Origin of the sequence: Aeromonas sp. S13(2024), assembly GCF_041402405.1 — a bacterium.
GTDB classification, from domain to species: Bacteria; Pseudomonadota; Gammaproteobacteria; order Enterobacterales; family Aeromonadaceae; genus Aeromonas; species Aeromonas veronii.
Genome location: NZ_JBGLRA010000001.1, coordinates 249,920 through 262,357, shown reverse-complemented (window position 1 = coordinate 262,357; position 12,438 = coordinate 249,920). Strand labels below are relative to the sequence as shown.

At 60.1% G+C, this 12,438-nt stretch carries 7 protein-coding genes and 1 tRNA gene; 3 read left to right on the top strand and 5 right to left on the bottom strand.

Translation table 11 applies throughout. The features are described from left to right. Positions 1–45: 45 nt before the first annotated feature. On the top strand, positions 46–1,110 hold the full coding sequence (locus ACB042_RS01190) for a 3-deoxy-7-phosphoheptulonate synthase (RefSeq protein WP_371177607.1): 1,065 nt from the start codon (positions 46–48) through the stop codon (positions 1,108–1,110). Positions 1,111–1,183: 73 nt separating this feature from the next. Here the strand turns inward: ACB042_RS01190 and ACB042_RS01185 are convergent, their stop codons facing one another. From ACB042_RS01185 to ACB042_RS01175, 3 genes are all read right to left on the bottom strand, one after another. After that, a complete protein-coding gene (locus tag ACB042_RS01185; RefSeq protein ID WP_005350588.1) occupies positions 1,184–2,182 on the bottom strand; it encodes a LacI family DNA-binding transcriptional regulator in 999 nt (332 codons plus the stop codon). Between the two features lie 177 nt (positions 2,183–2,359). After that, positions 2,360–4,261 carry a transglycosylase SLT domain-containing protein gene (locus ACB042_RS01180; RefSeq protein ID WP_040066126.1) on the bottom strand — a complete coding sequence of 634 codons (1,902 nt, stop codon included), beginning with the start codon at positions 4,259–4,261 and terminating at the stop codon, positions 2,360–2,362. A 99-nt stretch (positions 4,262–4,360) separates the two neighbouring features. Further along, entirely contained in the window at positions 4,361–6,865 is a 2,505-nt protein-coding gene (locus ACB042_RS01175; protein WP_021231088.1) for a bifunctional diguanylate cyclase/phosphodiesterase, read from the bottom strand. Between the two features lie 368 nt (positions 6,866–7,233). Here ACB042_RS01175 and hpf point away from each other — a divergent pair, with 368 nt between their 5' ends. Next, positions 7,234–7,572, top strand: a complete 339-nt coding sequence (gene hpf, locus ACB042_RS01170) for a ribosome hibernation-promoting factor, HPF/YfiA family (protein WP_005334257.1) — start codon at positions 7,234–7,236, stop codon at positions 7,570–7,572. Between the two features lie 111 nt (positions 7,573–7,683). Here hpf and ACB042_RS01165 read toward each other — a convergent pair whose 3' ends face one another. After that, positions 7,684–8,193, bottom strand: coding sequence for a VC2046/SO_2500 family protein (locus ACB042_RS01165; RefSeq protein ID WP_157161075.1), 510 nt, complete (start codon positions 8,191–8,193; stop codon positions 7,684–7,686). 124 nt (positions 8,194–8,317) lie between these two features. On the opposite strand from ACB042_RS01165, the gene ACB042_RS01160 reads away from it, so the two are divergent. Further along, positions 8,318–8,402: transfer RNA gene (locus ACB042_RS01160), tRNA-Tyr, on the top strand. Between the two features lie 175 nt (positions 8,403–8,577). Here the strand turns inward: ACB042_RS01160 and ACB042_RS01155 are convergent. Further along, entirely contained in the window at positions 8,578–12,378 is a 3,801-nt protein-coding gene (locus tag ACB042_RS01155) for a translocation/assembly module TamB domain-containing protein (protein WP_371177606.1), read from the bottom strand. Between the last annotated feature and the right edge of the window lie 60 nt (positions 12,379–12,438).

Genomic DNA, 12,438 nt, shown 5'->3' with positions numbered 1-12,438 from the left:
GGACAGCAAAGAGCATGCAGATTTCCATTTTCATCAGGATCGCTCATGTTCACCTCACTTCTGAATGCTTCACCCCTTGCCACCCTGCCCACCCCTGACGAGATGTTAAAGGCCAGACCCTGTCCGGCACGGCTCGCTCGCCAAATCGCACACAGCCGCCAGCAAGCCCGCCATATTCTGCAGGGAGAGAATGATCGCCTGCTGCTGGTGATCGGCCCCTGCTCCATTCACGATCCGGTAGCCGCCCGCGACTATGGTGGCCGGCTCGCTGAACTGCAGGGCCAATACGGGGAGCAGCTGCAACTGGTGATGCGCACCTATTTCGAAAAGCCGCGCACGACGCTCGGCTGGAAAGGATTTATCTTCGATCCCGACCTCGATGGCAGCGATCAACTGGAAAAGGGACTAACCCAGGCCCGGGAGTTACTGCTGGCACTTGGACAGGAAGGGCTCGCCTGTGCCACCGAATTTCTCGATCTCACCAGCATGCTCTATCTGGGGGATCTCATCAGCTGGGGTGCCATTGGCGCCCGCACTACCGAATCCCAGCTCCACCGTCAGCTGGCCTCGGCCCTTCCCTGCCCCATAGGTTTTAAAAACGGCACCGATGGCAATATCCGGATCGCGGTCGAGGCGATCCTCGCCAGCCGGGCGGCCCACCTCTATACCCAACCTTCCGGTGATTGCCAGCTGGCACTGGTGCGCAGCCATGGCAACCCCGACTGCCACCTGATCCTGCGCGGTGGCCGCCTGCCCAACTATCAGAGCTGTCATGTGGCAGAGGCTGGCGAGCTGCTGCGCCAGCATCATCTGTCACCCCGGCTGATGATCGATTGCAGCCACGGCAACAGCCAGAAACAGCACGCCCGCCAGCTGCTGGTTGCCCGAGATATTGCCGACCAGCTGGGTGCTGGTAGCCATGCCATCGCCGCCATCATGGTGGAAAGTTTTATCTGCGAAGGGCGTCAGGATATCGGCAGCAAACCGCTGCGCTACGGCCAGTCGATCACCGATAGCTGCATCGGCTGGGAACAGACAAGGCAACTGCTCGATATGGTGGCAGAAGGGGTTGAGGCGCGCCGCCAGCAGCGCATTGCCCTAGCGGGGTAAACCGGAACTCGCCTGTGGCAGATAAAGATATGGCCCCGACGGGGCCATATTGCTCTGAACCTCTCGCCACACATCAGGCGACTGACTCACGCTCCACCAGCTGGGCTTCAAACTTGAGCGCCAGGCCGTCCACCGGCTTGTGATCGAGCAGACGCAGCGCCAGCTCGGCTGCACGGCTGCCCATCTCCTCGATGGGGTAGCGCACCGTGGTGAGCTTGGGATAGATGTAGCGGGCGTAGGGGATATCGTCGAACCCCACCACCGATACCTGCTGCGGGATCTTGTAACCCCGCTCCAGCAGGCAAGAGATGGCGCCGGCCACCATACCGTCGTTGAAACCGAGCACGGCCGTGAACTCGACACCACGGGCCAGCAATTCACTCATCGCCACATAGCCGCCATTTTCGTCGGCATAGGCGCGGCTGACGAGAGCAGGATCAAAGGCGATCCCGGCTCTCGCCAGAGTCTGGGTGTAACCGGCCATCCGCTGCTGACCATCGACAAACTCTTCATCATCGGAGGTGATAAAGGCGATGTTGCGATGACCGGCATCCAGCAAGTGCTGGCACGCGGTGGTGATCCCCGCCTGGTTATCGAGCCAGACGCAGCGATCTTCCGCGCCCGGCACCTGACGGTTGATAAACACGATGGGGGTAGAGCCAGCCGCCAGCTCGCTCAGCTCCTCGTCCGGAAGCGCCTTGCTGTGGAGGATCAGCGCATCGCACTGGCGCTGCAGCAGCGCCTGAATGGCGTGACGCTCGCGCGCGATATCGTGGTTGCCAGACATGACGATGGTGAACTTGTTGGCCTGATCGACCATGGTTTCGATGCCACGCATCATCTGGGCAAAGAAGGGGCCACCGCAGAGGTCGCCAACCAGCACGCCAATGCAGTTGGAACGCTTGCTGACCAGTGCCTGGGCAAAACTGTTGGGTCGAAAATTCAGTTCCTTCATGGCCGCCAGTACGGCCTCACGCTTTTCCGGTGCTACCTGTGCCGTGTTGTTGATAACCCGCGACACGGTGGAGATAGACACATTTGCCAGCTGAGAAACGTCTTTAATCGTTGCCACTATCCATTCCTTTATTGTGGGGGAACCTGTCGGTGCCGACGCCCGAGTATACCCTGCGGCCTGATGCAATTCCCGGAGCCAGGTCACCAGGCATGTTTCCTTTGGTAACAAAACCTTACCCGATGATACCCGGCAGCAGGGAAATTTGAAAACAGGGGCCGGCTGGCGGCCCCCGACTCAATAGGCGTGATTGAGCTCCCGCTCTGACATGAAGCGCAGCGGCTGCTGCAGCTTGTGCTGATAGATAAGATCGAACGACAACACGTTTTGCACGTAGTTGCGGGTCTCCTTGTAGGGGATGCTCTCGACCCACACGTCCATCGGCTTGTTGTCACTCTGCTCTCGCCAGCGTTTTACCCGTCCCGGCCCGGCGTTGTAGGCGGCGGCCGCCAGGATCCGGTTGCCATCATAGACATCCAGCAAGCGCTTGAGATAGGCGCTCCCCAGACGAATATTCATCGTCGGATCAAACAGTTGCTGCTCGTTGCGATAGGGCACCCCCAGCTTGCCGGCAGTCTCTTTGGCAGTAGCAGGCATCAGCTGCATCAGACCGCGCGCCCCCACCGGCGACTGGGCCAGCGGATAGAGGGCACTCTCCTGACGGGAGATGGCATAGAGCAAACTGGTGTTCATGGTGCGCTCTTGCGCCATCTGGGAGAAGGTGCGTTTGAGCGGCAGCGGGAAGCGCAGGTCGAGGGCATCCCACGCTTCGGCGCGAATGCTGGCGAGAATGGCCAGCTCGTGCCAGCCCTGATTGAGGGCGATATGACCAAACTCGATGCGCTGGGCCACCGGATTGCGATCCATGTTGTGGATCCACTCCGAGCGGGCCGCCGCAATCTCGTTCATCGACAGCAGCTCACGCACCCGCAACAGGAAGGGCCAGCGCTGACTGGCCGTGCGCCAGTCCGGAACATGCTTGACGCTCTGGTTCTTGATGCGATAGGGCACACCGGTGCGCTGGGCGGCCATAAAGCCGTAGAAACCACGCAGGTTGGCAGTCTCCAGATAGAGATCCCGCGCCGGTTTTTGCTGCCCCTGCACCTCAAGGGAGCGCGCCATCCAGTAGCGCCAGCGATCCTCTTTCTGACGGGCCATCGGCATCATCTTCACCCAGCCGGAGAGGCCACGCCAATCCTGCTCCCAGATGGCCAGTCGCGCCCGCAGCTCGGTAATGTCGGGATCCGCCAGCTTTTTCACCGTGCTGTCGACCCAGCTGCGCTGGGCTATGGAGCGATCCAGCAGCAGGCGGCGGGCAATGGCACGCTCTACCGGTTTCACCTCGGCCTGGGTCAGGCCGAAACGGCTGCGAAACAGCGCAAGCTGACGCAGCACCGACTCCGGCTCCTGATTGGCATAGCGGGTCAAACCGAGGGAGAGCAGCTTGCGGGAATAGGGGTTGCTGCTGAAATAGGCCGGGTTCATCGCCTTGGCGGGCTGCTCGAACAGGGTCACCATCTGATCGCCATAGCTTTGCAAGCCGCTACCCAGGGTTGCGCCAAGGTGGCGGATCAGATTGGGGTTTTCCGCCTCGAACGCCAGCGTCATCCGCTGCCAGATCTTCTCCTGGGTTCGCTGACCGGATGCCTGCCACAGCTGGAACAGCGGGGAGCAGGCATCGGGGCGAGATTGACCGCTCATCCAGATCTTGCCCGCCCCCTGCAACGCCTCTTTCGGCTTGCCGGTGTAATAGAGCGCCTGATAGTGCATGCAGAGCAGATCGGTGGAGCTCGGCTTGGCCGGATAGAAGCGCAGGAACTGCGACCACTGCTGGCTCTGGGCCAGATAGGTCAGATAGCTGCGCTCCAGCCTGTTGGACTGGGGGGTATCTCCATGCTGGCGGATAAAGCGGGTCACATCGTTGTAATCGGCTGCCCCCGGACGAAAGGCGAGCTGATAGTAATCGAGGTAAGGGAGCAGGGGGTAATGGGTCAAACGGGCACGAATTTGCTGGAAACGGGCCTGATCATTGGCCCGTACGGCGTCATACGCCTGACGGTAGAGCGTCTGGTCGGCAGTCTGCGCCATCAGGGTCGGCACAAACAGCGCCGACAAAACAATTCCCCATACAGCTTTCACTGAACATCTCCATTGAAGGCAATACACCGCCCGGTGGCGGTGGGTCTACTGCCTCTCATTCTACCCGTTGCCGAGCAGCGCTACAGCGGGGAGCAGGGACTATTTTTCTGACTCGCTCAGCTGCATTTCACGCAGTTGCTCCGGTCTGGTCAGCCGCTGTACATATTTCTCCAGATAGGGCACCGGCAGCGGCTTGGAGGCGAGATAGCCCTGATAGAAACTGCACCCCTGCGCCTTGAGAAACTCCAGTTGCTGACGGGATTCCACCCCTTCCGCCGTGACGTTAAAGCCCATATGTCGCGCCATGGCGATCACCGCCTCGACGATGGCCATGTTGTCGCCATCTTTCGGGATGTCCTGAATGAAGGAGCGGTCGATCTTGAGCTCATCGGCAGGCAGCCGCTTGAGGTAGCTCAGGGAGGAGTAACCGGCGCCAAAATCGTCGATGGCAAAGCTGATGCCGAGCTCCTTGAGCTCGGTCATCTTGCTGATGGTGTCCTCGGCATGGCCCAGCACCACGGATTCGGTGATCTCCAGATTGAGGCATGCCGGATCCATGCCGGTTTGTGCCAACACATCGTGGATCCGCTCGACAAAATCGGTGGCATGGAACTGTTTGGCACTGACGTTGACCGAGATCTGCGGAATATGGATGCCGTTCTCCTCCCACAGCACATACTGGGCGCACGCCTCGTGCAGCACCCAGTTGCCGATATCGACAATCAGATCGGTCTCCTCGGCAATGGGAATAAATTCTGCCGGCGAGACCAGCGAGCGACCGGCCGGCTGCCAGCGAATGAGCGCCTCGACACCGATGATATCGCCGCCATCGACCATGTGCTGGGGCTGATAGTAGAGGGTCAGCTCTTGCTGGCTGAGGGCGTTGCGCAATTCGTTGTGAATAAGCAGACGGCGATCCGCCTGCTGCTGCATCGAGGCATCGAAGAAGCGACGGGTCTTGCGGCCAGCGGACTTGGCCTGATACATGGCGGTATCTGCCTGCTTGAGCAGATCATCGACCCCCTGCTCCCGATCCGGAAACAGGGTAATGCCAACGCTGGCACCGATGTGCAGCACCTGCCCCACATAGGTATAAGGAGCGGCAATCTCGGTGATGAGCCGCTCGGCAATGATATCGGCCTGCATCTCCGCCTGGGGCGGGCTGGCCGAGAGCGATGGCAGCAGCAACACAAACTCGTCACCGCCGAGGCGGGCCAGACAATCCCCCTGTCGCACCAACCGTTTGAGACGGGCGGCGACCTCCTTGAGCAGCCAGTCACCGGTGGCGTGGCCGAGGGAGTCGTTGATGGTCTTGAAGTGATCGAGATCGATAAAGAGCAGGGCGCCAATCAAGCCATCGCGGGTCGCCTCGTTGAAGGTCTGCACCAAGGTCTCGTGGAGCTGACGACGATTGGGCAATCCGGTCAGCTCGTCGTAATAGGCGAGATCCTGAATGCGTCGCTCGGCCGCCTTGCGCTCGGAGATATCCTCGAAGCAGATGACAAAGTGGCTGATCACCCCTTTTTCATCCTGCACCGGCGTCACTATCTCCCACTGGGGATAGGTGTGACCATCGACATGGCGACGCTGGGTCTCCCCCTGCCAGCGGCTGAGGGTATTGAGCTCGTAACCGAGCCCACCCAGATTTGGCCAGAGATCCTCTTCCAGATGCAGGCCCAGCACCGACTGGCTGTCAAAGCCGGTGATCTGGCTGAAGGCATTGTTGACCCGCAGGATCTTGAACCCCGGATCCGTAATGATGATCCCTTCGTGGGTCTCGAATGCAACGGCAGAGAGGCGCATCTGGGCATCGGATTGCAATCGCTCCAGCTCGGCCACCATCCGTACCGAGAAGGTATTGAGCACCGAGGTGAGATTGCTGGTATCTGCCGGGGCCGAATAGAGCAGCGCCAGATGGCCCAGAAGTTGGCCTCTGGCATCAAACAGCGGCTGACCATAATAAGTCTGCCCGGCCGCCAGCCAGGGTTGATACTCCTGCGACTCGTCGATCACCTCGAAACAGATGGCCCCTTGCTTGTAGAGCTCCTGACAGGGGGAGCCCGCCAGCGGATAGTCCTTCTGCGCCAGCCCGTCGGCGGCCAGCACTTTGACCCGGTCGGCACCGCACAACTCACCCACCCAGACCGCATCCACCTTGAGGATATGGGCCAGCTGGCTGACCAGGGTATTGAAAAAATCGAGCCCGGTGCGGGCAGAGAGCGCCTGCGCCAACTGGGTGAGCAGGGTGGTTTGCAGCAACGGCAAAGAGAGATTGAGAGAGGAGACCGCACTGTTGGCGGTATCAAGAGGGGCCAGCCAGCCACAGCAGATCTGCTGGGTGGGCACAAACTGGCCACTCCAGAGCACATGGTTGAGCTGCCCCTGATCATCTTTCAGATGACCGATGAACTGTTCAGGCAGATGTGATTCATGAAGCCGGACAAGAAAATCGGCAAAGCCTGCCTCATCTTCCGGTAACAGGCGAGCGGCCCAGGGATGATTGCCCTCCCCTTGCCACTGCTGGTAGGCCCCCTGATCAGAGAGGCTCCACTGATCATGTTGCCGATCGAAAAACCACATGACTTGCGTGGCCTGCTGCTTCATTTACCACTCCAACACAACAACCAACCACGTTTGATGTCCAATCAGGCATAGCAACGCCCCCTGCATCCGCTCATCAGATCAGAGGTTGCGAGGGAAGAGTACAAACATGCGATATCAAGCAGTGGAAACCGGACATGAGGTCGACACGAAGTGCTGCCAAGAAGGGACAGAAACGATCCTATTCCCGTCATACTGCCTGCCAGTTTCATGGAGCTCAAGCTGTTTTTGGCACGAAACCGGAAAAGATCACAATTTATAAGTTGCTGAATAGCCAAGGGAAGGTTATGTGATATGGATCACATTTCAATCTTTACCAATGAGTAATCTGAAGGTGAAGACACAAGCAAGACGACCCGAAGGGGGCCAATATGAAAATCGAAATTACCAGCAAAATCATCGACATCACCCCGGCTATCCGCGAGCGCATCGAATCCCGTTTTGAAAAGCTCGAACGTCTTCAGGTGCCTCTCATCACACCCCATGTGATTGTTTCCAAAGAGCGTCTGATGTTCACTGTCGAAGCCAGTGCTGGCATCCCCAACGGCAAATTGTTTGCCCAGGCAGAGCATGAGGATCTCTACGCCGCCATCAACGAACTGGGGCAAAAACTGGAGCGCCAACTCAACCGTCACACCGAAAAGCCGATTGCCCGTCGTGCCAATGCCGCGCTCAAAGAGCAGCCGCAACCGGATGAAGCTGACGCTTGATAGCATGCCGCAAGGCTAAAAATTCCAAAGAGCATAAAGGCGGGGTCACCCGCCTTTTTGTTGCCTGTGATCTCCCGACAAGCACAGCATTACACCAGTGAACAGGCGCCATCAACTGAGCCAGTGCAACCGGGTATCCACCCCCTGTTGCAAACGGTCGAGGATCGGCAGCAATACCAGCGGATCCTCCTGGCGTGGCATATCGGCCAGCTTTCCTTGCAACCGCTCCCGCGCCAGCGGCGACAGGTTGTCGTAGACAGCCTCATCCAACAAGGGTTGCTTGACCGCCAGCGGCGGTGTTTGCAGCACCAGCCAGAGCCGCACATCCACCATGCTTCCCCCTTGCTGCAACCGCTCATTGATGGCACTGCAGTCACTCCCCGCTCCTTCAGCCACCAGCACCTCTGCCGGTCTCAGCGCAAAGTGCAGACGCCAGTCACGGCTCTGGGGAGTGGCCGCCGGTTTGGCATCAAACCAGGGTTGCTCCTCCACCGCGTCGGTCAGCAGGGCCAGATGCAACCGGAAATCAGCGCGATCGCCATGCTGCAGGTCACGGTTGAGGCGCTGCCCCAACTGGCCCTCATCGACGAGCAGGTGATTACGGATTGAACTGGGCAGCATGAGATAACTCTCGAAAATGGCTATTTCACTGGTTATCGGCCACAAATCCAATTCTTTTAATGGAAAAATCCTGCTTGGGGGTTCACAAAACCGGAAGATCTGTTAGTATGCGCCTCGCACTTGTGGAGGGGTTCCCGAGCGGCCAAAGGGATCAGACTGTAAATCTGACGGCTCTGCCTTCGAAGGTTCGAATCCTTCTCCCTCCACCATCATTCAGAAAACCCGGCCTGGCGCCGGGTTTTCGCATTTCTGGTCTGCCCAATCCGTTATTTCTCTGCACTCCAGTGCCTTATCGCCGTTTGCCTGCTGCCGATCGCGCAATAAAAAACGGGAGGCCTGCGCCTCCCGTTTACGTTCATATCAGCCCAGTTACGGGATGAAGCGTTACAGGGTGAAGCGATAGAAGATATCAACCGCCTGAGCCACCCCGCTCATCGCCTGCAGATAGAGCCGTGGCAATACCTCGTAGCGCAGCTTGAATTCGGCGATGGGGCTGAAAACCCCGACCCCGTACTGGAACTGCAAGCCCGGTAGCAGATAGGCCGACAGGGTCACCTGGGTGTTGTCGCCACTGCCCGCGGTATCGAGAGAGACATCGCTCATCCCCAGCGACTCGCCGATACTCGACACCACGCCATTGGCCTGACTCACCGCGCCGGCCACCAGCAGACCGTTGAAACCGCCATCCTCACCGCCAGTCTGCAACCCTTTGCCACGCAGCAGATAGGAGAGCTGTTCCGACTGCGCCATCTGCGGTTCGGAATAGACAGTGATTTCAGGCTTGCTGGCAGGGCCGGTCACCCGCACCCCGACCGTCACCTGACCTTCTATGGTATCGGGATCCCGGTTGGCCTCGATGTTGAGGAAGGGCCGATCCAGCGGACCGGAGAAGAGGATCCGCCCCTCCTTGATGATGAGGTTCTGACCATAGGCCTTGAAGCGGCCGTTGGTGAGCACCAGCTGGCCATTGCCAGCCAGCGGCTTCTCGGGATCCTGACGGATATTGAGGCCACCGGAGACATCGGTCTTCAGCCCCATGGCATCGAGCTTCACATCGTTGCCAAGGCGGATCGCCACCTTCATCGCCAGCGGCAGACTGGCCTGCTTGGGAGCCGGGGGCAGATCGTCATAGACCACGGTCACATCGTCGGAGACCGCCACCGCCGAATCCGGCAGGCTCTTGACCAGAATGCGCGCCCAGGGAATATCCACCTGACCGGTAATGCGGGTCTCCTCCCCCAGCGACACCGCGATATCGGGCGAGACTCTGACCCGGCCCATGCCTGGATATTGCGCCTCCAGATCCTTGCCCTGAATGGTGAGGCTGCCGCTGACCGGCATCTTGGCCCAGCTGAGCCAGCCGCCCAACGCCAGCGGTCCCTTGCCCACCAGCATGGAGCCATCGAGCTCGGCGCGATTTCCCTCGATCTTGAGGCGGGTCACCAGCTTGGTCAGGGTCACCATGTCAGAGTGGGTCTGCACTTCACCGTCACGCAGGTTGAGCTGGCCAAACAGCAGGGGCGCCGCTAGGGTGCCGTCGAAACGGGCATCGGCGGAGATGATCCCTTGCAGGGAGCGCACCTCAGGGATGAGCGGCGCAAAAGTATTGAGCTTGAGATCGTCAAACTTGAGCTGACCGCCGAGCAGACCGCGACCGGCGGGCTCCCTGATCAGCAGATCGGTATCGATATTGCCGATCTGTTTGGAGGCAAAATCGAGGCGAATGGCCGCCTGCTGCCGCTCGAAATCCAGGGCCAGTGCCAGCTGCTGATAGTCGGTCTTTAGACCATCTGCCACAAAAGTGCCCGGCGTGGTGCGTACCACCGCATGCAGGGTCGGCTGATTGCCACGCCAGCTGGCACGCCCATCGGCCGAGAGCATCGCCTGCCAGCGGAAGTTGACCGGCAACCAGGGGCGCAGCCGCTTGAGATCAAACTCGCTCAGGGCAAACTCCAGGGTGCCCTGCGCAGCGGAGACCTGACTCCCCTTGACGCATAGGCTGGCCCCTTGGGAGCCGAGGCAGAGATCCCCCATCGCCAGCCGCTGACGCGGCAGATCGAGATCCAGCGCCCACGGGGAGCTCAAGTCCCAACGGCGCAGCGGGGTTTTCAGCCGCAACTCGGAGAGCGCCCCGCGCCAGTGATCCCCGCGCACGCCGCCACCCAGTTTGAGGTTGGCCGCAACAGGGTCACCCTTCATGGTCAGGGTCAACAGATGCTGACTGATATCGCCGCTGAGGTTCAGGGCCAGCTGGCTGAGCTTGGTTTCGCCCTGTTTCAACTGCGCCACCAACAGCGAGAGCTCACCGGCCGGTTTGGCACCGATCACCGCATTACCCTTGAGGCTAATGCCCTTCAGGTCGGTGCCGGCATAGTAGAGCCGCTCGGAGGCCAGATCCGCATCGATTTTTGGCGTCTGCTGATTGCCACTGACCTTCACCTGCCCCTTGATATCCCCTTTCAGGCCGGGATAGATACCCCCCAGCTGGGGAGCCTGCAGGTTGGCATCGAGCTTCCATTGGGCAGTGCTGATGCTGCCCTTGGCCTGCAACTGGTTCGGGCCACTTTGGAGCGAGAGCGCCGGGATCTGCCACTCCATCTTGTCGTTACCGCTGAGCTCCCCCTTGAGGGCCAGCGGGTACTGGTTGAGCTTGCCATCCACCTTGAGCTTGGGCAGTTTCAGCTCCCAGTGGCCCGCTTCGTTCATCACGAAACGGCTCTCCAGCTCACCGGCCAGCGTCCCTTTCAGTTCAGGCAACAGCTCGGCCGGATTGATCCCCTTGAACAGGGTGGTCCCCTGCCACTCGATCCCCTTGTTCCAGGCTAGTTTGCCATCGAGTTTGAGCTCCCCCTTGAGGGCATTGAGCTGCAAGGCGATCTTGCTGAGCCGCTCCAGATCCCCCTTCCCGTCCAGCGCAAGCTTGAAGGGGGGGACATCGGTTCCCTTGCCGGAGGTATTGAGGGCAAACTGATAGCCGGAGAGCTTGCCCTTGGCAGTCAGGCTCCCTTTATCCAGCAGATAGCTCGGCTCATCTTTGGCAGGCTTGTGAAGAGGCCAACCGAGGCTCTTCCAGTCGAGGGTCAAATCAAAAGGGAGATCCGGGTCGAGGGCTGCCAGAGAACCTTTGAGATTGGCGGCGATCGGCCCCTTGGCTGACAACACCAGCCCCAGCTTGCCGACCGAACCGCTCAGCGCCAACGTGGCCTGCCCCCCCTGCAGCTCGCCATCCAGCAACCCCTTGCGGGCCTTGGCATCCAGGGTCACCGCCAGCGGGTAGTCATCACTTAGCTGAATGTGGCCCTTGAGCGCCAGATCGGCCATGGCGTGGCGCAGCGAGAGCTCGCGCACCTCGATGCGATCGTCGGCAGCAGTGGCCGAGAGCAGCAGCTTGTCGAGCCCTTCAATCAGCTCGCCCTGCTTATATTGCACCTGGGTCGCGCTGACCCCTTCCAGCTGGATGGGGAAAGGAAGATGAATGGCGGGCAGGAGAATGGGGGCTGCCTTTGCCGTGTTCGCAGCAGGCGTCCCTTTGCCCTGTTTGACGGTCTTGGCGCTGGCCTTGTCGTTGCGCGCCACCGCAGCTCCGGCTTGTTTCTCGCTAGCGGCCGGCTGCTTGGCAGATTTGGCTGCGCTGGCGGGTGCCGCGTCATCCAGCGTCACCGTCAGGTTATCGAGCACCGGGCCGCGTACAATCAGCCCCTTGCGATTGAGGGTGGCGCCGATATCCAGGGACCCCAGGGTCACTGCCACGCCGGGCACCGCCAGATCGAGATCGGCCACCTTGAGGCTGTCGACCTGGATCTTGAGTGGCAGCGGGCGCCAGACAAAGGGTTCGGAAGGCTCTTCCGGCGCAGGTTCGGAGTCGGCTACCTTGACCACCGGATGAGTCACCACCAGGGATTTTATCCAGAGCTTGCCCTGCAGCAACTTGCCGAGATCCCAGTCGAGCACGGCGCGATCCACCGTGACATCCACCAGCTCATCCTGCCAGCCGGCCCCTTCCAGGGTCCAGCCATAGCCAAGCTGACCGGCCACCAGCTCCCCCTTGAGAGAAGGCAGCGCTCCCTTGGCCTGTTGCCACAACCACTTGTTGCCCTGATGGGTAAAGCCCAGCAGGCTGACGCCGATAAGCAGCAGGAACACCAGCCCCATCAGCCAGAGAAAGATGCGTTTTAGCCAGATCACAATGCAGACCCCCGCGCAAGATACAGCCGCAGCGGCCAAAGAAAAAAGCGTTTAGACAAC

Coding starts and splice junctions, on each gene's coding strand:
- hpf (WP_005334257.1), top strand. CDS start 7,234: ATGAAAATCGAAATTACCAGCAAAATCATCGACATCACCCCGGCTATC.
- ACB042_RS01190 (WP_371177607.1), top strand. CDS start 46: ATGTTCACCTCACTTCTGAATGCTTCACCCCTTGCCACCCTGCCCACC.
- ACB042_RS01165 (WP_157161075.1), bottom strand. CDS start 8,193: ATGCTGCCCAGTTCAATCCGTAATCACCTGCTCGTCGATGAGGGCCAG.
- ACB042_RS01175 (WP_021231088.1), bottom strand. CDS start 6,865: ATGAAGCAGCAGGCCACGCAAGTCATGTGGTTTTTCGATCGGCAACAT.